At 41.1% G+C, this 21,587-nt stretch carries 19 protein-coding genes; 4 read left to right on the top strand and 15 right to left on the bottom strand.

All coding sequences use genetic code 11. The annotated features are described in order from the left end of the window. Positions 1-437 precede the first annotated feature (437 nt). A complete protein-coding gene (locus MSC25_RS18890; RefSeq protein WP_248444320.1) occupies positions 438-1,295 on the bottom strand; it encodes a tetratricopeptide repeat protein in 858 nt (285 codons plus the stop codon). Positions 1,296-1,407: 112 nt separating this feature from the next. Here MSC25_RS18890 and MSC25_RS18885 point away from each other — a divergent pair, with 112 nt between their 5' ends. Continuing rightward, complete coding sequence (locus MSC25_RS18885) at positions 1,408-2,718, top strand: amidohydrolase (protein ID WP_248444318.1); 1,311 nt, start codon at positions 1,408-1,410, stop codon at positions 2,716-2,718. 28 nt (positions 2,719-2,746) lie between these two features. On the opposite strand, the gene MSC25_RS18880 is transcribed toward MSC25_RS18885, so the two are convergent. From MSC25_RS18880 to pomA, 4 genes are all read right to left on the bottom strand, one after another. After that, positions 2,747-4,687 carry a DNA topoisomerase III gene (locus MSC25_RS18880; protein WP_248444316.1) on the bottom strand — a complete coding sequence of 647 codons (1,941 nt, stop codon included), beginning with the start codon at positions 4,685-4,687 and terminating at the stop codon, positions 2,747-2,749. A gap of 50 nt (positions 4,688-4,737) precedes the next feature. Beyond that, positions 4,738-5,247 (bottom strand): hypothetical protein, encoded by a 510-nt coding sequence (locus MSC25_RS18875; protein ID WP_096042163.1) that lies wholly within the window; start codon positions 5,245-5,247, stop codon positions 4,738-4,740. 202 nt (positions 5,248-5,449) lie between these two features. After that, entirely contained in the window at positions 5,450-6,370 is a 921-nt protein-coding gene (locus tag MSC25_RS18870; RefSeq protein WP_004586875.1) for a flagellar motor protein MotB, read from the bottom strand. Between the two features lie 2 nt (positions 6,371-6,372). Next, a complete protein-coding gene (gene pomA / locus MSC25_RS18865; RefSeq protein WP_004586874.1) occupies positions 6,373-7,140 on the bottom strand; it encodes a flagellar motor protein PomA in 768 nt (255 codons plus the stop codon). 315 nt (positions 7,141-7,455) lie between these two features. On the opposite strand from pomA, the gene MSC25_RS18860 reads away from it, so the two are divergent. The 3 genes from MSC25_RS18860 to dxs all read left to right on the top strand — a co-directional run bounded on the left by MSC25_RS18860 (position 7,456) and on the right by dxs (position 10,553). After that, positions 7,456-7,698, top strand: coding sequence for an exodeoxyribonuclease VII small subunit (locus tag MSC25_RS18860; RefSeq protein WP_248444314.1), 243 nt, complete (start codon positions 7,456-7,458; stop codon positions 7,696-7,698). A 2-nt stretch (positions 7,699-7,700) separates the two neighbouring features. Next, positions 7,701-8,588, top strand: a complete 888-nt coding sequence (gene ispA, locus MSC25_RS18855) for a (2E,6E)-farnesyl diphosphate synthase (RefSeq protein ID WP_126006121.1) — start codon at positions 7,701-7,703, stop codon at positions 8,586-8,588. A 102-nt stretch (positions 8,589-8,690) separates the two neighbouring features. Continuing rightward, positions 8,691-10,553, top strand: a complete 1,863-nt coding sequence (gene dxs, locus MSC25_RS18850) for a 1-deoxy-D-xylulose-5-phosphate synthase (protein ID WP_096042164.1) — start codon at positions 8,691-8,693, stop codon at positions 10,551-10,553. Positions 10,554-10,683: 130 nt separating this feature from the next. Here the strand turns inward: dxs and MSC25_RS18845 are convergent, their stop codons facing one another. The 10 genes from MSC25_RS18845 to glyA form a co-directional block, all read right to left on the bottom strand. Further along, on the bottom strand, positions 10,684-13,770 hold the full coding sequence (locus MSC25_RS18845) for a ligand-binding sensor domain-containing diguanylate cyclase (protein ID WP_248444312.1): 3,087 nt from the start codon (positions 13,768-13,770) through the stop codon (positions 10,684-10,686). 37 nt (positions 13,771-13,807) lie between these two features. After that, positions 13,808-14,293 carry a phosphatidylglycerophosphatase A gene (locus tag MSC25_RS18840; RefSeq protein WP_024031690.1) on the bottom strand — a complete coding sequence of 162 codons (486 nt, stop codon included), beginning with the start codon at positions 14,291-14,293 and terminating at the stop codon, positions 13,808-13,810. Then, a complete protein-coding gene (gene thiL / locus MSC25_RS18835; RefSeq protein WP_055254703.1) occupies positions 14,290-15,264 on the bottom strand; it encodes a thiamine-phosphate kinase in 975 nt (324 codons plus the stop codon). Before thiL ends, MSC25_RS18840 begins: the two co-directional genes overlap by 4 nt. A gap of 94 nt (positions 15,265-15,358) precedes the next feature. Continuing rightward, positions 15,359-15,769 carry a transcription antitermination factor NusB gene (gene nusB / locus MSC25_RS18830; protein ID WP_004586866.1) on the bottom strand — a complete coding sequence of 137 codons (411 nt, stop codon included), beginning with the start codon at positions 15,767-15,769 and terminating at the stop codon, positions 15,359-15,361. 15 nt (positions 15,770-15,784) lie between these two features. Beyond that, positions 15,785-16,249, bottom strand: coding sequence for a 6,7-dimethyl-8-ribityllumazine synthase (ribE, locus tag MSC25_RS18825; RefSeq protein ID WP_248444309.1), 465 nt, complete (start codon positions 16,247-16,249; stop codon positions 15,785-15,787). A 101-nt stretch (positions 16,250-16,350) separates the two neighbouring features. Next, entirely contained in the window at positions 16,351-17,463 is a 1,113-nt protein-coding gene (gene ribBA / locus MSC25_RS18820; protein ID WP_029773770.1) for a bifunctional 3,4-dihydroxy-2-butanone-4-phosphate synthase/GTP cyclohydrolase II, read from the bottom strand. 29 nt (positions 17,464-17,492) lie between these two features. Continuing rightward, the gene (locus MSC25_RS18815; RefSeq protein WP_054983490.1) at positions 17,493-18,146 is read right to left on the bottom strand and encodes a riboflavin synthase; all 654 of its coding nucleotides are present in this window, start codon (positions 18,144-18,146) and stop codon (positions 17,493-17,495) included. Between the two features lie 16 nt (positions 18,147-18,162). Continuing rightward, positions 18,163-19,296 (bottom strand): bifunctional diaminohydroxyphosphoribosylaminopyrimidine deaminase/5-amino-6-(5-phosphoribosylamino)uracil reductase RibD, encoded by a 1,134-nt coding sequence (gene ribD, locus MSC25_RS18810; protein ID WP_248444308.1) that lies wholly within the window; start codon positions 19,294-19,296, stop codon positions 18,163-18,165. Between the two features lie 2 nt (positions 19,297-19,298). Then, positions 19,299-19,748, bottom strand: a complete 450-nt coding sequence (gene nrdR, locus MSC25_RS18805; protein ID WP_004586861.1) for a transcriptional regulator NrdR — start codon at positions 19,746-19,748, stop codon at positions 19,299-19,301. Positions 19,749-20,113: 365 nt separating this feature from the next. Then, the gene (gene glyA, locus MSC25_RS18800) at positions 20,114-21,370 is read right to left on the bottom strand and encodes a serine hydroxymethyltransferase (protein ID WP_055254709.1); all 1,257 of its coding nucleotides are present in this window, start codon (positions 21,368-21,370) and stop codon (positions 20,114-20,116) included. Between the last annotated feature and the right edge of the window lie 217 nt (positions 21,371-21,587).

Raw genomic sequence — 21,587 nt, 5'->3', positions numbered from 1 at the left:
TGTTAGAACTCAATCTGTACGAGTGCCCACACAGATGATTGCTTTATATTGTTAAAGAACGTTGCGATTAAAGCGTTTAACTTTATTTCGCTAGGGCTGCGCATATTACGCTTTCCTATTTTTTTGTCAATACTTAATTTTGTTAAACTTTGAAGTTTTCAGAACTAAGTTTCACTCGACTCACTGAGTAGCTCGTGCCTCGCTATGCGTTGGCGTTCCCCGTCTCAGTGGGGTCGCATTATAGGGCGAATCGATTTTAACGCAAGCGTTTTTAAACGCTTTTTTGCATTTAATTTTTACCCCAAAGATACCCCACCCAGACACACAAGATACCCACAAACCCCTGTGGATAACCTTGCTTTTACCCTACTATCCTAACGCAGAAACAAAAAAGCACCTTAACATAGGTGCTTTTTATAGAGAGTTTATCTTAATCGTTAATACAAAATGCTATAAAGCTTGCGACGATATTTAGCAGCTAGCGCATCGCCATCTGGTAAAGACGCAATAACAGCCAAGAAGTTTGGCTTAGCCTCATCAAAATTCAGATCTTTCTTAAGAATAGTAAAGAGTGCTTCTAATGCTTCTTCTTTCCTTCCTGCTTCATTGAGTAGGTTACTTAGCTCCATTTGTAATTCAAGCTCATTAGGATGCTTGGCTACCCTTTCTTGCAATGCTTTTATTTCAGGTGAATCAGTTGCCTCTAGTGCAGCCTCACATTTAGCTTTAATGTTATTAAAGTATGCATCTTGATCTTGTGCGTCTATTGTTTCTATTAATGCTGCGGCTTCATCGAGTTTGTGAATCTGTATACATATATCTGCAAGCACTAATTTAATTCTCGCATTACTACTATCTAATTCATACGCTTGCTTAGCATAATTAAACGCGGCATTTAAATCACTATTAACCAGTGCTTGCTTGGCTTGCTCTAATAATAGGTCTTGTTGAGCAGGTAAGTGTTTAGATAGAGCGTCACGTACTTGGCTTTCTGTTTGTGCACCCGCTAATACATCAACTGGAGCTGAGTCTTTTAATAACACTAAAGTAGGCAAGGTTTGTAAACCGACTTGCTGGGCAAGTTGAGAGGCTAAAGCTTGCTCTGCATCACAATCTAAGTTTGCAACAACTATATAGTTATTATATTCGGCGGCTAGCTTATCTAAAATAGCTGCTTGGCTAATACATTCTGGGCTTTGTGGCGAAAAAAAGTTAAGTAGTACTAACTTTTGTTGTGATGTTTCACCTAATACTTGCTGAAGGTTTTGTGCGTTAAGACTAACTATATTGCTCATTGAGTTATTGCCATGTTCATCTATTTAGGTTTTTATATGGTGATGAAGATAATAATTACAAGACATGTGTCTAAATCATTTAAGACACACATACTATATAAATGAGGGAAATATGAAATTAGCCTATGCGAGTGCACTGTGTTTACTAGTTAGCCCACTATTAAGTGCACAAACACTTAAGCTGGATCTCGATAAAAGTATGCCAGCAATAGAAAAGCTTTATCTAGATTTACACCAGTCACCTGAACTGTCTTATCATGAGCAACAAACAGGTAAAAAAATAGCTTCGCAGCTTCAAAAGCTTGGGTTTGATGTAACCAATAGCGTTGGCGGTTATGGCGTCGTAGGTATATATAGAAATGGTCAAGGCCCTACCGTTATGATTCGAACTGATACTGATGGCTTACCGATAACAGAACAAACTGGAAAAGCATACGCATCAACTGTTACCACAATAAATAAACAAGGTAGCAAAGTCGGTGTTATGCATGGTTGTGGTCATGATATTCATATGAGTTCATTTATAGGCACCGCGCAACAACTAATTAAAAATAAACAGTCGTGGCAAGGTACTTTAATGATGGTTGCGCAACCGGCTGAAGAAGTTGGGGGTGGTGCAAAAGCAATGCTTAGTGAGGGGTTATTTAGCAAATACGCAAAACCCGATCATATTATTGCTTTACATGTTAGTGCCAGCGTACCGGCAGGAAAAGTTGCTCTGAAAAATGAGTACACTATGGCAAGCGTCGACTCAGTTGATATTTCAATAAAAGGTAAAGGAGGCCATGGAGCCTATCCACATACGACTGTTGACCCTGTTATTATTGCTGCTCGCACCATTTTAGCATTACAAACAATTACGAGTCGGGAGTTATCTCCTCTTGAACCATCAGTGATCACTGTTGGATCTATCCATGGCGGCTCAAAACACAATGTAATTTCTGATGAAGTAAAGCTACAACTTACTCTGCGTAGCTATAACCCGGAAGTTAGAAACGCGCAAATTGCTGCGATTAAACGTATTACTGCAGGTATTGCACAAAGTGCAGGTCTAGAAAAAGCGCTCTACCCAGAAGTGTATGTTCATGAAAGTGAATCGATTCCATCTACTTACAATAATCCGGAGCAAACAAATATAGTTAGGAGTGCCATTGCTGATGCAATTGGTGTAAAAAATGTACTTGAAACAAAAGCGGTTATGGCTGGTGAAGACTTTGGACTATATGGTAGAACAGATGAAAACATCCCCATTACTTTATTTTGGTTAGGCGGAGTTAACCAACAGCAATATACAAATGCAATGAAAAATAACGAAACACTCCCTTCATTACATTCAAGTAAATTTGCTCCCGATTATAAAGTAGCGCTTCCAACAGGAATAACTGCAATGAGCAATGCCGCTGCGGCATTATTCAATCAATAATCTTCAAGGTTATTTTCAAGCCCTGAGTTTAATTTACCGCAGGGCTTTTTTTGTAACTCGACTTTTTATACGGCGCTTTCTTTGTACGTTTAGCAAAACGCTTCTTAGGCGATGTTTTTGGCAAATGTGCAAATACATTACTATCGCAGTTAGTTGCTTGGCTTACAAAATTAGTTAAATCAGCTAGCAAAGGCTGTATAAATTGCTGATAACTCATTGCTTGCTGAGCGATATCTCCTAAACTCGACTCCCATTTTGCAGTTAAATCGGGGCTTGATAACCCCTCAGGTAATACACTAATTAGTGCCAGACCTGTTTCAGTTGCTTTAATTGCTTTTCCTTCACGTTTTAAAAAGCGACGTTTAAATAATAGTTCAATGATACCTGCGCGAGTGGCTTCAGTACCAAGGCCATCTGTTTCTTTTAATATTTTTTTGATTTGCGAGTCTTTTACATAACGGCTAATTCCCGTCATAGCAGCAAGTAAGGTTGCATCGGTAAAATGAGCAGGAGGAGTTGTATGCTTTTGCACCACCTCACCTTTAGTACAGGTAAGTACCATGCCTTTTTCCAAATAAGGCAATGTTGCTTCTTCTTTAAGTTCTGACTTACCCATAAGCAATTTAAAACCCAAGCTTACATCTTGTTTTGCATTAGCTTTGAATAAACCACCCGCTATAGTTACCTCTACCTTGGTTTCGTTGTAAATGTAATCGGGATAAAACTGAATTAAATAGTGTCGACTTATTAACTGATAAATTTTTTCTTCATCACTTGCTAAACTCACAGTTTTTAACTGTTTAGCTGTTGGTACAATCGCGTGGTGAGCTGCTACTTTTGAATCGTTAAAACATTTACTTCGTTTTTTTGCATCTGCTCCATTAACAAATTCTGCTTTTTGGCCTCCATTTACTGCAATCGCTTTTAGTATCGCAGCTGCATCTTGGTGATGATCTTTTGGTAAATAACGATTATCTGAGCGTGGGTAAGTAATTAACTTATGACGTTCATATAAAACCTGGCAAATATCGAGCACTTTTTGCGCTGGCAATCCGAACGCTTTAGCGGCATCTATTTGTAAAGCAGACAAATTATAGGGAAGCGGCGCGGTTTTTTTTTTTTGCTTTTGCTCAAGAGCAGTTACGCTTGCTGGTTGATTAGCGATACGTGAAGTTACATTTTCAGCTAAAGCTTTGTTAAGCACTCTGCCCTCTTCATCTTGATAAGGTTCGCACGCTTTACTTGGTATCCACTTAGCAGTAAATGATTGCTCCTTAGGTGTATCAAGGTGAGCAAGTACTTCATAAAATGGTTTTGATACAAAATTTGCTATCTCGTTATCGCGATTAACTACTAGGCCCAAAATGGGTGTTTGCACTCGCCCAACCGACAATACATTACCAAATCCCGCTTTTTGCCCCGCTAATGTGTATGCACGCGTCAAGTTCATGCCAAACAACCAATCAGCACGAGACCGCGCCAGAGCAGAAACGCTCAAAGGAATAAAGTCACGGTTAGCACGCATACTATTTAGTGACTTTTTAACTGCCGTTAAGTTTAAGTCACTGATCAATAAACGCTGAATATTTTGTTTTTTTGCTTGGCTGATTTTTGCTTGTTCTATAACTTCATCAACTAATAACTGGCCTTCACGGTCAGGATCGCCAGCATGTACAAGTGTTGTTGCTTGTTTGATTAGCTTTTTTAAAATAGTGAGTTGTTTACGAGTTTTAGGCTTTGCTTTAAGTTGCCAATGCTCAGGCACAATAGGTAAATGTTCAAACTGCCACTTTTTAAAACGCTCATCATAGTCATCGGGTTCTGCTTGCTCAAGTAAGTGCCCTATACACCACGAGACACAGTCACCATTAGCCACTTCTATATAACCATCGTGTTTTTTATGTGGTTTTGGCAATGCATCAGCAATAGCTCTGCCAAGTGATGGCTTTTCTGCGATATAGAGTTTCATGGGAGTTGCTCATTAACTGTTTATATGAACAGTAGTTTAGCACAGCTATTTTAGGGGGAGGGAGTTTTATATTTACTACTAATCTGGTCCTCTTTGTTTTTAACTAAAATATAAATAAGAGGGAGGTAACATACTACTACAGTAGAAATATTAATCAGAGGTAAAAGAGTTTTATACATTAAAGTACTATAGGATAAATCCCATAAATGGCGATCTACAACTCTGAACAACTGTAAAGTTGGGGCCATTACAACCACAAGTTGCCCTAATACACATTGCCATAAATAAACTTTATCTTTTAAGCCTAGATAAGCAATTAATGCCATCCAAGCAATATCATTAAAAGCCCAAATGACGTACCTGTAAATGTTAATATCTTTATCAAACGTTTTTAAAGGCTCATATATAAAAGCACCAAATAAGAAAAAAGCACTCGTGATACAAACAAACCTGAGTGCTAAATAATCTTTTCGTAGAAAAAAAATAACTATAGCGGGAAGTAAAAACAAAACCCAGCTGAGCTCAATAAATGCATATAACTCATTGAACCATCTAAACATAGTTAATCATTAGTCTTATCATCGTCACCACCAGAACCATTTCCCGGCATATAGCAATATTTATCGATTATTTTCACAGAAACACCATTACATATGTTAAAGAAATGTACTTTAAGCTAAAATAATGAACTTGCCAAGATACTTAGGCGATTAAGTACCTTAAAAAGAAACTTAATTAGAGAAATTAGCGCCCGCTACTCGCCTAGCGCACATCAATAGGGTCTGACTCTTTAGCCTTACCTTGTAAGATTGATATTTCTACTCGGCGATTTCTACGCCTATCTTCGTTTGAATCATTCGGAACAAGTGGACGAGTATCAGCACGCCCTACTACCATCATGCGGTTTTTATCAAACCCTTGTACCGTTTGTAATTCGCTTGCTACTGCTACTGCACGCTTTGACGATAAGTCCCAGTTATTAATATATAACTCGTTAGAAACCTGAAAATCATCGGTGTGACCCGATACCGTAATTTCACCAGGTACATCTTTTAATAACTCACCAATATCTTGAATTATGGGCTTAAACTTAGGTTGTAAAAAAGCACTGCCAGAGGGGAATGAGCCATTTTCACGGATACGAATAATGATTTGCTGCCCTAAAGATTCAAGCTCGATTGCACCGTCGATAATTTGTTTTTCGAGCTGTTGTGCTATTTTTTTCACTAACTCGTTAGTTTGTTCTTGATCGGCGGCTGAAGTTGCTTGCTCTGAAGATTGCTGCTGCGATGTACTACGTGACTCGCCACCACGTTTATCGCCACGTTGCTCTTGTCTACCACCAGCAGAGCTTTCATCACCCGCTTGAAACTCTAACATTTGCTGGGTCATTTCAACGGTTTGTTGCTGAATGGTTTCTATCGGGGTAGGTTCAGGCTTACCTGGGGTAAATTCCATAGCAATAACCGAGGTCCCTTTAGGGATATCTTTTACTTCTATTTTGTTTTGCACACCAAATGCAAACTTCATCGAGCCTGCTATTTGCTTAAATTTAAGTACATCCATTTCTGAAAACGCGAGCAAAAGTACAAAAAAGCACATTAAAAGCGACATTAAGTCGGCAAATGTTCCCATCCAAGCAGGCAAACCTGGGGGTGGGCATTTGCACTCTTGATCAGACATGGTTACTCCTCGGTATCTACTTTGCGCTTAGACTCAGCAAGGTAGTTTTTCAAAATACCTTCAATTACTTTCGGGTTTTGGCCATCTTGAATACCTAAAATAGCATCCAGTATTAGACGCTGATTCATGGCTTCTTCGTCTTTGCGAAGCTCCAGTTTTACCTGAATAGGAATAGCCACTACATTTGCTAAAAATGCACCATATAAAGTAGTTAATAATGCCACCGCCATTGCGGGGCCAATGGCTTTAGGGTCATCCATGTTAGATAACATAGCAACTAAGCCTATTAACGTTCCTATCATACCCATTGCAGGGGCTATATCGGCAAGTGACTTAAATAAACCGGCGCCCAGTTCGTGACGAGTTGTGGTTAAAGAAATGTCTTTTTGAAGCGTGGCACGAACTACATCAGCATCGTGGCCATCAACGAGCATATCTACACCTTTGCGCATAAAAGGGTTTGGTATTTCGGCTTCTTCGAGGGCTAAAAACCCCCCTTTACGGGCTGAATCAGCAAGTTCAACTGCTTTTTCAATCAGCTCTTCTGGCGATTCGATTTTAAACATAAATGCTTTACCAACAACCTTACCTATGCCCAAAAACTGCGACAAGGTAAAGTTTGATAACACAATAAATAGTGAGCCACCAAATACAATTACACTAGAAGGCGCGTCGGCAAACATCCCCATTTCACCGCTACTACTCATAAACATGGACATGACAATTAAACCAATTGCGCCAAGGATCCCAATTATGGTTGCTAAATCCACATTTCCTCCAAAGTATTATACTTTGTTATTCAAACTTTTATTATTAACTGCTTATCGGCAAGATACTGAAATACTTAAGCCATTTTTGAAAAAAGTGTAAAACACTGTGTTTGGCCTAATTTTAGATCAAGATACCCTACTCGCCTAGCGACTGATTAATTTTATTGTACACAGTGAGCACTAATACGCATCTTATACATGGTAAAAATACGATTTAAACTGATATAACTCAAAAAACAACGATCATCCTTTGACCTAGTTTAGCATTCCCCCTAAAATTGGCTCCTAAATTTATCATGCTGGCTGAAATTAAACATGGCGATTAAAAAACCTGAAAACCTAAGTTTTGAACAAGCACTCGAAGAACTATCAACCATTGTCGGTGAAATGGAACAAGGTGATTTATCGCTTGAGCAGTCGTTAAAGCAATTTGAGCGTGGTATAGCCTTAGCTAACGCCTCAACGGGTAAGTTACAACAAGCAGAACAAAAAGTGTCTATTTTGATGGGTAATGACGAAAAAGCAGCGCTTACTTCATTTAACAGCGATATGGAATAACCGTGAGCATACAAGAAAAAATAGAATGTGCTCAACAAGATGTCGTAAAGACCCTGCAACAGTACTTTGATCAACCCCTTGATACCGCACACACAGTAAAAGAAGCTACGCAGTACGGCTTATTTAACGGTGGCAAGCGTTTACGCCCCTTTTTAGTCTACGCAAGTGGTGAAATGCTTGGAGCTAATAAGCAAGATTTAGATATTCTTGCTGCTGCTATTGAGTGTATTCATAGCTACTCGTTGGTGCACGATGATTTACCAGCCATGGATGATGACGACCTTCGCCGTGGACGCCCAACTTGCCATATAGAGTTTGACGATGCGCATGCAATTTTAGCAGGCGATGCACTACAAACATTAGCCTTTGAACTTATCTCGGCTCACAATTTCACCTGCAGCGCATCAACACAAGTAAAAATGATCAGCGCACTGGCTAAAGCATCGGGGCTTGAAGGCATGGTAGGCGGGCAAGGGCTAGATATTGCAGCCACAGATAAAGTGATTACAGTACAACAGCTTGAACGAATTCATAAATTAAAAACGGGTGCCTTAATCAACTGTGCCATTACATTGGGTGCATTATGTAGTGAAAAAGCAGACAAACAAACCTTAGAAAACTTACGTGTTTTTGGGTATGCTATAGGGCTGGCATTTCAAGTGCACGACGACATTTTAGATGTTGAAGGTGACACATTTACTTTAGGTAAGCCACAAGGCTCTGATTTAGCTGCTAATAAAGCAACTTATCCGGCCCTATTAGGTATGCAAGGTGCCAAGCAAATGGCGCAAAATTTAATAGAGCAAGCGCATCAAGCATTAAACAAAATAGATGCTGATACCTCTACTCTAGCGGCGCTGGCAAACTACCTGATTAAACGTGACCATTGAGTGTTACATATACGTATTGCCATTTAGCACTGACATTATTACTCAACAGCGGTAACAACTAATAAGTTAGCACCGGTGTTAGCGAAGGATAAAATAAATACCATGACACTTGATAGTAGCAAGTATCCATTACTTAACTTGGTTGACGAACCAGCCCACTTACGCGATATAGCGCAAGATAAACTCCCTGCGTTTAGCAACGAGTTACGAGACTATTTACTCAACTCTGTTTCGCAAAGTAGCGGCCATTTAGCGTCTGGTTTAGGAACTGTTGAGCTTACCGTTGCTCTACATTATGTGTATAACACACCAGAAGATCGCCTTGTATGGGATGTAGGCCATCAAGCGTACCCGCATAAAATTTTAACGGGACGACGCGATTTAATGCATACAATTCGCCAAAAAGACGGATTACATCCATTCCCTTTTCGTGAAGAAAGCCAATACGATACCTTTAGCGTAGGCCATTCAAGTACCTCTATTTCGGCAGCACTTGGTATGTCTATTGCGGCTCAAAAAGAAGGCAAAGGCCGCAAAACTGTTGCCGTTATAGGCGATGGCGCCATTACAGCAGGTATGGCATTTGAAGCTATGAACCACTTAGGCGATGTAAAATCTGACATGTTAATCATTTTAAATGATAACGAAATGTCGATTTCTGAAAACGTCGGTGCGTTAACTAATCACTTTGCGCGTATTTTATCTGGCAGCTTTTACACAAATATTCGCGAAGGCAGTAAAAAGTTACTCTCTGGCGTGCCTCCTGTTAAAGAGCTTGCCAGTAAAGTAGAAGAGCACCTAAAAGGAATGGTTATTCCAGGTACCTTTTTTGAAGAACTAGGTCTTAATTACATTGGCCCAATTGATGGCCACGATGTAAATATGCTCGTAGATACACTGCGTAATATGCGTAATTTAAAAGGGCCTCAGCTTTTACATATAAAAACCCAAAAAGGAAAAGGCTATAAACCCGCAGAAGCTGATCCTATTGGCTATCACGGTGTGCCAAAGTTTGACCCTAATACATCAAGCTTACCTAAATCTAAACCTGGCGCCGCCACTTTCTCTAAGGTGTTTGGTGATTGGTTGTGTGATATGGCCGAGCAAGATAAAAAATTAATGGCTATTACCCCGGCAATGCGTGAAGGCTCAGGTATGGTGCGTTTTTCAAAAGAGCACCCAGAGCAATATTTCGATGTAGCTATAGCAGAGCAGCACGCTGTCACATTGGCCGCCGGTTTTGCCTGTGAAGGGTTAAAACCCGTTGTAGCTATTTACTCGAGCTTTTTACAACGTGCGTATGATCAACTTATCCATGATGTTGCACTGCAAAACTTACCTGTGCTTTTTGCTATAGACCGCGCTGGTATTGTAGGCGCCGACGGCGAAACACACCAAGGTGCGTACGACTTAAGCTTTATGCGCTGTATTCCAAACATGGTTATTATGGCCCCAAGTGATACTAACGAGTGCCGCCATATGCTTTATACCGGTTATAAGGCTAATTGCCCTGTAGCGGTTCGCTACCCTCGTGGTAGTGCCGGTACTGCCGATATTCAAAGCGAAATGACGCTACTAGAAATAGGCAAAGCCAATACCATTAAACAAGGCGCTAAAATTGCTATTTTATCCTTTGGTACTTTGCTTGAAAACGCGCAACTTGCTGCAAGTGAGCTAGGTGCAACGCTAGTTAATATGCGCTTTATTAAGCCACTTGATACAAGTTTATTAGATGAGCTTAGCCAAACTCATGATGTAATAGTAACGCTTGAAGACAACGCTATTTGTGGTGGCGCAGGCTCAGCGGTTAATGAATATTTAGCAGCGCAAAAAGCCAACCTAAAAGTGCTTAACTTAGGTATTCCTGATGAATTTATTAAGCACGGCACACAAGCGCAAATGCACGATGAAATGGGCTTAGGTGAACAAGGCATTTTAAATTCAATAAAATCGTTTATCGCTTAATTAAATAAAAAAAGGAGCTTTTAAGCTCCTTTTTTTACCTAAGCCTTTTACAGCTTAGCTTTCTCATTACTTCATACGTTAGGTTTAACTATCAATAGCCAACACGCATATAAAAGGTATCGATTTAACTTTATCGCATCCACACTTTAATATCTGCTAAGCCATTACTTTGTAAAATACCCAGCTGCTGATCTACATTCGAATTTTGCTCAAACTCAAACGCATCCAACTGTTTATCAAACGTAATATTTGCCACACCGTCACCACCACGTTTTTTAACCTGATGAAGCGCTATATCGGCTAAGTTTATCGACGTTTCCCAGCTTATTACTTGCCCACCTAAAAGCGGCAGTGGGTAAAAAGACCACCCCAATGAAGCCGTAATATTGGTTGTTTTACCGTTTGGTAATTGAAACGAATTTAATGCGATTGCTTGGCATAAATCAGAGGCATAGCTGTCAATCAAGTTGCACTTAAAATCGCGCAGCAATAATAAAAACTCATCTCCACTCCAGCGTGCTACATAGTCAGAGCCTTGGGTACGCGAATTAAGTAATGCTGCCATTTGTTGTAAACAGCTATCCCCTGCTATTGGGCCATACGCATCGTTTATACGGCTAAAGTTATCAAAGTTGATAATAAGCAGTACAAGTGACTTTCCTTGCGCTTGTAAAGACTGCGCATTACGTTGGAAGTGCTCAATATCTTTAGGGAGCTGATCAAACAAAAAGCGACGGCTACGTAGCCCTGTAAGCTCATCTGAGTGACTAACTAGTTTAAGCTGTGAGTTTACTTGGCCTAATTTATCGTTAGCTTGGCGCAGCTCTAATGTACGCTCTGTTACCAGGGCTTCTAGTACTTCTTGCTTACGGCGCTCTTGCGCTCTAAATACCCAAAAAATAAAGTAAAACAGTAAAATAAAGCCACTAACAATTAGCAATCTAAAGTAAATAGTTTCGTCAAAGCGCTGCGGTACTACAAATGCATACTCGACAGTTTGCGCTCTGTCCCAATCTTCGCCTTGGCGTTTTGCCTCAAGCTCAAATAAAAATGACCCCGCCGGTAAATTTGTATAAATGGCTTCTCGGCGTGCATTAGCATAGCGCCAATCACTATCTAACCCACTTAACTTATATCTAAACTCAATACTATTTGGCGCATAATAATCGATGGCGGTGTACTTTAACGTTATGTCGCGCTCATCAGTATCTAGTAAAGGCTTTTCGCCCAATGCTGCGGTAGTTAATGCACGCAGAGGTGTGGTTAGTGTTTCTACTTTAGGCTTTAATACATTTAGGCCAAATAGCTCGGTATTTTTAGGTATTTCTACAATGCCTTGTAAGCTTGGGTACCAAATTGAATAATCGGTCATGGCAACGGCATCGTGTCCTAAACCGTTACAACACTGGCTTGCTTTACCATCGAGCTGCCTATCAAAAGAAGAAATAACCTCTTCCACTTTTAAGCTCGACACCTCTGATTTAAATTGCGCTACTGGCATACGGTAAACACCTTTCATGGTACTTACCCATACACGCTTATAGGTTTCGTCATACTCTAGGCTAAAAATAGAGCCATAGGGTAAGCCGTTGGCTGCATCTAACTGTCGCCAATGCCCTTGTAAACTTCTGTAAAATAAGCCGTCATTAAGCGAGCCAATTAAAATACCTACACCATCTATATGTAATACGCTGGTGATGTATGCACTTTCGAGCGAAGTTTGGTCACCTATTTTTTCAATGCCACGGTCAGTAAAGTAATACGCCCCTTTACTGGTCCCTATTACACCAAAGTTTGCTTTATCGAGCACATACGTTATAAATTTACTGCCTAAAAAGGCATTGTATGCAAAGGGTGTTAACCCGCCATAACTTAGCCTATACAAGCCACGCCCTGTACCTATCCAAAAACCACCTTTGCTTGATGGGCTAATAGCGAATACCGGATTGTCGCGCAGGGCTCTGCCAGGAAAACTGTATAGTTTATCTTGCTCGTAAAAAAACAGCCCTCGTCCGGTCGCTATATATAAACGCGACCCATCAAACTGTAAGTCGTGTACTGTTGCACGGCCAAATTGCGCACTGGGTATTTTATTGACAAAGTTTTTATTTAAATCGAAATACCCAATACCACTTTTATTTGCCACCCATAAATTACCATCGGGCGCTTGGCTGATTGCCATAACGGCCTCTGTCATTTGCGATAAAGCAGAGTGGCGCTCAATACGCCCTTCGTGTGCAAGCCATAAGCCTTCGCTAAAACTTGCAAGCCAAATATTATTTTGGCTATCGCGGTAAATATCGGCAAACCAAATACTTTGATCTAGCTGACTTGGCTCAACCCATTGCCACTCACCCGACTTAGCTCTAAAAAGCAGTCGTCCATAAGTAGAAACCCATAAGCCACCATTGGTGTCGCTCATAAATTTATACACAGCTGAGTTATTCGCATTCGGCAGTGGGAAAGGTCTTAGCTCATCGTCTAAATCTAAAAAGTAGGCACCCAGTTCAGAGGCTAAATATAAATTACCATTTAAAAAAGACAGATCATGAACAATGGTTTGTGCTAACCGCTCAGGCAATGACACCTTAGCTGTTAATTCTAACCTGAGTTTTGAAAAATCAGAGGCGCTTTTAGTTAAGCGTAGTAAATGACGGTCGTTGACAAGCCAAATCCCCTCTGGAGAAAGCGCCATCTGACTCACCGACCCCACTATTTGGGTGATCACAGTAGCATTTACAATAGGAACGAGTTCGTTCGCTTTATCACGTAAATCAACTTGGTTGCGGTCTACATAATAAAGCCCATTAGCTGCTATCCAAATGCTGCCCTTGGCATCTTCTAATATGTCTCTAACTGGGCCTTTAATATTAAATTCTTGTGCGGCAAGCGTTTGCGGGTTTATGACCACCAAGCCACTTTTAGTGCCCACCCACAGATAGCCATTACTATCTATGAGCAGTTTATTAATACCATTGCTTGGCAAAAAAGGACTATTTTGTGTGTTGTAATTAGTGAAAGTTGTGCCGTCAAAGCGACTAAGACCAAATTGCGTTCCGACCCACATATAGCCTTGCTGATCTTGCACAACACTTTTGAGCGATTGTGAGGGCAAGCCATCTTTGATATTCCATTGCTTAACAACGTAATCAGTAATAGAAGCCCAACTTGGCATGGCACACAACATAAGTACACATACCAGTAAAAATCGCATCATTTCGCTGCCACCTAGTTAAACAAATAAAACACAAAAATTAAAAGGGTAGTAAACCTGCTTTTATTAACGCTTGCAAACAAATAAGCGAAAAAATACCGGCAAGTACATCATCAGCCATTATACCCACGCCACCGTCCATTCGCTTATCGAGCGTTTTGATCGGGCCTGGTTTGGCAATATCAAAAAATCTAAATAATAAAAAGCCTACAAGTAAGGTTTGCCAACTAAGCGCTGCGCCAATCATCGTGATGTAATAACCCGCAACTTCATCCCACACTATAGCTGGGTGGTCGTGCACACCTAAATCATCGGCGGTTTTGCCACACGCCCAAATACCAAAAATACTAATAACCACGGCAAACACGATTTGTAGCCAAAGCGGAAAATACATGGTCATAAAAATAAATGGTAAAGCAGCAAATGTACCAAAGGTGCCTGGCGCAACAGGCGCAAGGCCAGTGCCAAACCCTAAGCCAAATAACTGGTGCGGGCGCTTTAAATTAAACTGTTTTTTGCTAGTCAAACCTGCTCCTTGGCAAAGTGCTCAAAGCCCTGTTGCTCAAAATTAAATTTTTCACCGTGGTGTAAAAGCTCAATGTGCCCTTCGCCACTTTTTATTTGCCCTATGCACGTTGCTTCTACGCCGTATTGACGTAATTTAAGCTCCAACATGCTTTTATTATCTTCAGAGACAGTAAAAAGTAATTCGTAGTCATCGCCATAGCCTAAAATATACGGCAATTGCGCCTCAAAGCTCAGGCTTGAACGCATAGCGTCTGAGGTTGGGATGTTTTCAATATTGATACTGGCGCTGACTTGTGACATATCAAGTATGTGGGTTAAATCCGCCATAAGGCCATCAGACACATCAATAGCTGATGAAGCAAGGCCACGTAATACTTGCCCTGCAGCCACCCGTGGAGTGGGGTAATCAAAGCGGCTATTTATGTACTTTAAGTGCTCAGGCTCAATACTTAGGCCACGCTTGCGAGATTCAATAGCCAAGCCGGCATCACCTAGCGTGCCGGTTACACATACCCAGTCGCCCACTTTAGCACCTGCACGGCGTAAAGCTTTGCCCTCTGGCACAGTGCCTTTAGCGCATATAGTAACTGTTAAAGGGCCCTGCGTAGTATCGCCACCAATTATTTGTACATTAAAGTACTCAGCAATTTCGTGCATTCCCTCAGTAAATTCTTCAATCCACTGCTGGTTAATATTTGGTAGGGTTAATGCCACCGACACCCAAGTAGGCTCAGCCCCCATGGCTGCTAAATCACTTAGATTGACGGCCAGTGCTCGGTGTCCTAATGCTCGGGGAGAAATGTCATCAAAAAAATGAACACCCGATACAAGCGTATCAGTTGTTACTGCAAGTTGGCAGTTTTGCGGAACGGTAACTAATGCACAGTCGTCCCCTATTCCTAGGCTTACATCACGACGAGTTATACCACGACCTTTAAAGTAGCGGTTTATTAATTCAAATTCCTTCATACACAAAAAAGCCGACCTATGCCGGCTCTCCTTTTTAACGTGTACTAACTGTTAAAGCTAAGCTCTTTAGCAGAGCGCTTTAGCAAGGTTAGTATTACTTGCGTAAATGCTTAACAGCTTTATCAAGTACACCGTTTACAAATTTATGGCTGTCTTCAGCGCCAAATATTTTAGCAAGCTCAATGCCTTCATTGATTGCTACTTTGTATGGCACATCTTCACGGAATTTAAGCTCATACGCGCTTAAACGTAAAATTGCACGCTCTACCATATCTAAATCATCAAATGGACGTGTTAAATGCGGAGATACAGCTTCATCTAGTTGCTTATAATTAACGGCAACGCCACGCGCTAAATCTTTAAAGTATTCAACATCAATTTTAGTCACGTCGTTTTCGATCAACATTTGTTGTTCGATATCGGCAATTAAATTGCCACTTAATTGCCAAGAATAAACGGCTTGAAGTGCTAAGATACGTGCTTTACGTCTTGCTGCTGGTTTCACAAAAATTCCTTAAACTTAAATTTTATCTAACACATTAACCATTTCAAGCGCGCCTAATGCCGCTTCGCCGCCTTTGTTACCCATTTTGGTACCAGCGCGTTCAATTGCTTGTTCAATGCTTTCTGTGGTTAATACGCCAAATGCAACCGGGATATCATACTCAAGCGATACATTTGCAAGGCCTTTGTTAGATTCGCCAGCAACGAGGTCAAAGTGTGGTGTACCACCTCTGATCACTACGCCTAATGCGATGATTGCATCATACTCTTTTTTTGCCGCAATGCGTTTTGCCGCTAAAGGTAACTCTACTGCACCGGGTACATACACAACGGTAATGTCATCATCGGCTACGCCACCAGTACGCTTTAGCTCATCAACAGCACCTTCTAGTAGGCTGCTACCAATAAAATCGTTAAAACGAGAAATAACAATAGCGATTTTTTTGCCTGGAGCGTACTTATTACCTTCAATAATTTTCATTTGATAACCCTAAAAATATGTTCAAGCGGTTGCGATTGCGCAAAAATTGCTGCGCATCATACCATAAAAATAAAAAAATAGACTAGTTAAAAGCTGAGCCCTTATTGTGGCTCAACGTAATCAACCACTTCTAAATGAAAGCCCGAAAGTGCATGATACTTTTTAGGGCGACTCATTAAGCGCATTTGCTTAATACCTAAATCAGCCAGTATTTGCGAGCCCACACCAACAGTACGTGATGTGCCTTTAAATTTACGCGGCGTAACATTCTCGCCAGCATCGGCAGCAGCAAACGCTTTTACTGTGGCTTCTAGCTCTTCGGTGCTTTCTTGTTTGCCTAAAATAACCAGTGCACCGTTATTTTTTGCAATGTAAGCCATCGCATCAGAAAGCCCCCAGCTACGGTCCGCACTTCTGTCTGAAAGCAAAATGTCGTTAAAGGTGCTTTGTAAGTGCACGCGCACAAGCGTTGGTTCTTGCTCTTTAATTTCGCCTTTTAGCAATACGTAGTGCAGTTGGCCGTCAATCGTATCTTTGTAGGTTACTAAATCAAACTCACCGTGCTCAGTGGGTAATTTACACTTAGCCACTTGCTCTATGGTGGTTTCGTTAAGGTTTCGGTATTCAATTAAATCTGCAATTGTGCCAATTTTAATACCATGCTCTTTAGCAAATACTTCTAAATCAGGGCGGCGCGCCATAGTGCCATCGGCATTGAGGATTTCTACAATAACTGATGAGGCTTCAAGGCCGGCTAAACGTGCTAAATCACACCCAGCTTCGGTGTGGCCTGCGCGCGTTAACACGCCACCTGGTTGTGCCATAATAGGAAAAATATGCCCAGGTTGTACGATATCGCTTGGTACAGCACCCTTTGCAATTGCCGCTTGAACTGTACGCGCTCTATCGGCTGCTGATATACCCGTTGTTACACCTTTAGATGCTTCAATCGACATAGTAAAGTTAGTAGAAAACGCTGCGCCATTGTTTTTAACCATTAACGGTAAATCAAGCTGCTCACAACGCTCTTGCGTCATGGTTAAACAAATTAAGCCACGGCCATGAGTGGCCATAAAGTTAATTGCTTCGGCGCTAATGTGCTCTGCTGCAATGATTAAATCACCTTCGTTTTCTCTGTCTTCGTCATCCATTAAAATAACCATTTTACCGGCTTTAATGTCGTCGATGATTTCTTGTGCGCTGTGTAAATTCATAAATTTGCTCGTGTAAGTTATCAGTGTCGTTATTTAACAAAACCAGCTTTAGCTAGTAAGCTCATTGAAATATCTGAGCCAGTCGGCTGCTCAGCCCCTTTAATAAGGCGCTCTAAATAACGTGCAATTTGGTCGACTTCTAAATTAACGCGTGTGCCCACTTTAAAATCAGCAATGGTGGTTTGCTCGCTTGTGTGCGGCACTATGGTTAATTTAAATGTATTACCTTGTACAGCGTTTACTGTCAGGCTTATACCATCTATACATACAGACCCTTTGTAAGGAATGTACTTCATTAAGTTTTCATCGGTGCTTAGCCAATATTCTGTGGCGCGCGCATTACTAGTAATGGCTGTAATGGTTGCAATGCCATCAACATGACCTGACACTAAATGCCCGCCTAAACGTGAAACCGGCTGCATGGCTTTTTCAAGGTTAACTGTTTGGCCAATATTATAATTTGCAAACCCAGTTAAGCTGATAGTTTCGTTTGATAAGTCGGCACTAAAGCCATCAATGTGCTTATCAACTACCGTTAAACATACGCCATTTGTGGCAATGCTATCGCCAAGCTTTACATCGCTCATATCAAGATTAGCGCTTTGAATGCGAATGGCTAAATCGCCTTGTTTTTTTTGTAATAGCGCAATTTTGCCTGTGGCTTCAATTATTCCAGTAAACATAGCCCTACTCTTTTAATTAAGTGATTGGAATGTGTTTTGTGGCGGTTATACGTAAATCATCGCCTATTTTCACACACTCTTTAAACGTCAAATTAACGGTGTTTTGCATATCTGTTAGCGGTGCAAAATTAACTAAGCTTTTTGCATCGCACCCCATTAGTTTAGGCGCTAAATAAAATATATATTCGTCTATTAAATTAAGCTCTGTCATTTTACCGGCAAGTGTAGCACCCGCTTCTAAATAAACATGATTAAATTGCAGCTTAGCAAGGTGCGCTAAAACAGACGTTAAATTAACTTTGTTATTTTGCTGTGGCACTTCTATATGCCTTACAAAATGCGGCCACTGCGTTGATTTATCAACCTTGGTAGTAAAAATTATTATTTCACTTTCAATATTAAATACTGCCAGCTCTGGTGTAAGCCTATTTTGTGAGTCAATTATAACACGCACCGGTTGGCGTAGGGGTAATTCAGTAGGCAAAGCCTGTGGCAACTCGCTTAACCTCACATTGAGCTTAGCATCATCGGTAATAACCGTATCGGCGCCCGTTAAAATAGCGCAGCTTTGTGCTCGGTGTAATTGTACATCTTGTCGCGCAGCGCTGCCGGTGATCCACTTACTTTGGCCATTTTTAAGCGCGGTTTTACCATCAATGCTGGCCGCCATTTTACACGTAACATACGGAAGCCCGTGCTCCATACGCTTAAAAAAACCTAAATTAAGTGCGCGCGCTTGCTGCTCTAAAAGCCCAAATGCAACCTCAATACCGGCATCGCTGAGTATTTTAAGCCCTTTACCTGCGACTTGTGGGTTGGTGTCGACCATAGCTGCAATAACTTTTACTACACCTGCCGCTTTTAAGCCCTCTGCACACGGCGGAGTGCGTCCGTAATGGCTACACGGTTCAAGCGTAACATACGCAGTCGCACCTTTTGCGTTTTCACCTGCTACAGCAAGGGCATTAACCTCAGCATGCCCCTGCCCAGCTAATTGATGAAACCCTTCACCAATTATGTGGTTATCTTTAACTAAAACACACCCTACATTAGGATTGGGGGTGGTTGTAAATCGCCCTTTTTTTGCAAGCTCGATGGCACGTGCCATGTACATTTCATCTTGCGCGGTAAAGGTTGTTTGGTTTTGCATTATTACTCCCCTAAACGGGCAATTTCTTCACCAAATTCGCGTATATCTTCAAACGAGCGATACACAGAGGCAAACCGCACATAGGCTACTTTATCCAGTTTTTTAAGCGCCTCCATTATGCACTCACCCACAAGGTGACTTGATATTTCTCTCTCGCCGGTAGCACGCAATTGCGATTTAATAATATTAACCACTTCATCCACTTGCTCTGTACTAACAGGGCGTTTTTCTAGGGCGCGATTAAGGCCATTGAGTAGTTTATCTTCATTAAAGGGCTCTCGGCTGCCATCTTGTTTAATTACACGTGGCATAACTAACTCGGCGCCTTCAAAGGTAGTAAATCGCTCGTGACACTCGTTACATTCACGACGACGGCGAACTTGGTGGCCTCCGCCGACTAGGCGAGAATCAATAACTTTAGTATCTTTTGCGGTACAAAATGGGCAATGCATAACTCGGTACTTCCGTTTTAAAACAAAAAAGGCCGCTATTTAGCGGCCTTTTATCTTAGCAAAAAAATAGGGCCTGTTGGCCTTTCAGGATTAAATTTGTTCTATCTAGGGGTGATTTGATCGCGGCGCGAGGTTTGTAACCTAGTGGGCTAAGTAAAAACCGAGCAACAAAGAGTAAATCCCCCCTAGGACGAACCCGAGGGCAGTGCATGTTTGGCATTTATGCTGCGTTATCGCCTATTTGTGTGGAGTAACCACACTACATAGACTCTGCCTTGCCTAAAAACCAAACATACTACTGCAAATTAAACCTCGAAAGGTAAACAGGCCCCTTGTTGTGATCTAAATTACTGCTGCTTATGCAATTAAGCGTATACAGGTAGTTTTGCACAAATTGCTTTAACTTTTTCTTTAACTTGCGCTTGTACTGACTCATCGTTGATGTTGTCTAATACGTCACAAATCCAGCCAGCAAGTTCTTTCGATTCAGCTTCTTTAAAGCCACGACGCGTAATTGCAGGTGAACCAATACGTAAACCAGAAGTAACAAACGGTGAGCGAGGATCGTTTGGTACAGAGTTTTTGTTCACAGTAATATTTGCATTACCAAGCGCTGCGTCTGCATCTTTACCTGTGATATCTTTATCGATTAAATCAAGTAAGAATAAGTGGTTTTCTGTTTTATCAGATACGATTTTGTAACCGCGCTCTTGCATAACAGCAACCATAGCTTGAGCATTTTTAACTACTTGCGCTTGGTATGTTTTAAATTCTGGTTGTAGAGCTTCTTTAAATGCCACTGCTTTTGCAGCAATAATGTGACATAAAGGACCACCTTGGCCACCTGGGAACACAGCGCTGTTAAGCTTTTTGTAAATTGCTTCGTCGCCACAAGCAGAAATAATTAAACCACCACGAGGGCCTGCTAATGTTTTGTGTGTTGTTGTTGTTACAACATGCGCGTGAGGTACTGGGCTTGGGTAAACACCCGCGGCAATTAAACCTGCAACGTGAGCCATATCAACAAATAAGTAAGCACCTACTTTATCAGCAATCTCACGGAATTTAGCCCAATCAACAATACCTGAGTATGCAGAAAAACCACCAATAATCATTTTTGGTTTGTGCTCAAGTGCTAGCGCTTCTACCTGTGTGTAGTCAATTTCACCAGTTGCTTCGTCTAGCCCGTACTGGATTGCATTGTATAGCTTACCTGAGAAGCTTACGTGTGAACCGTGCGTTAAGTGACCACCATGAGCTAAGCTCATACCAAGTACAGTGTCGCCCGCTTCTAATAATGCTAAGAAAACAGCTGCATTTGCTTGAGAACCCGCATGTGGCTGAACGTTTGCGTAGTCAGAACCAAATAGCTCGTTAGCACGATCAATTGCAAGTTGTTCAACAACGTCTACGTGCTCACAACCGCCATAGTAACGTTTGCCCGGGTAACCTTCTGCGTATTTGTTTGTAAGCTGTGAACCCTGTGCTTCTAGTACGCGTGGGCTACAGTAGTTTTCTGATGCGATTAATTCAATGTGCTCTTCTTGGCGAGCAGTTTCTTTGTTTATCGCGTCAAATAACTCTGGATCAAAATCCGAAATATTCATGCTACGTTCTAACATTGGGGTCTCCTAGGGCAACGTGTATGGTGTTTTTTAGAGGCTTTATTGTACGCTTTAAACGACTCTTTGCCTACGCTCTTAAGTTGAGGATATTTAAACAGGGATTGAATCTATTTCACAGCGTTTTTAAGATGATATTTTTTTATAAATGCATTAATAATTTAAATGTTTTTTATTTTTTACATTTAATTAGTTAATGATAAATACTTTATTTAGC

The organism is Pseudoalteromonas sp. 1CM17D, from assembly GCF_023161805.1.
In the GTDB taxonomy this organism is placed as follows: Bacteria; Pseudomonadota; Gammaproteobacteria; order Enterobacterales; family Alteromonadaceae; genus Pseudoalteromonas; species Pseudoalteromonas atlantica.
The sequence above is the reverse complement of the archived record's forward strand: the minus strand, read 5'-3'. Positions and strand labels throughout refer to the sequence as shown.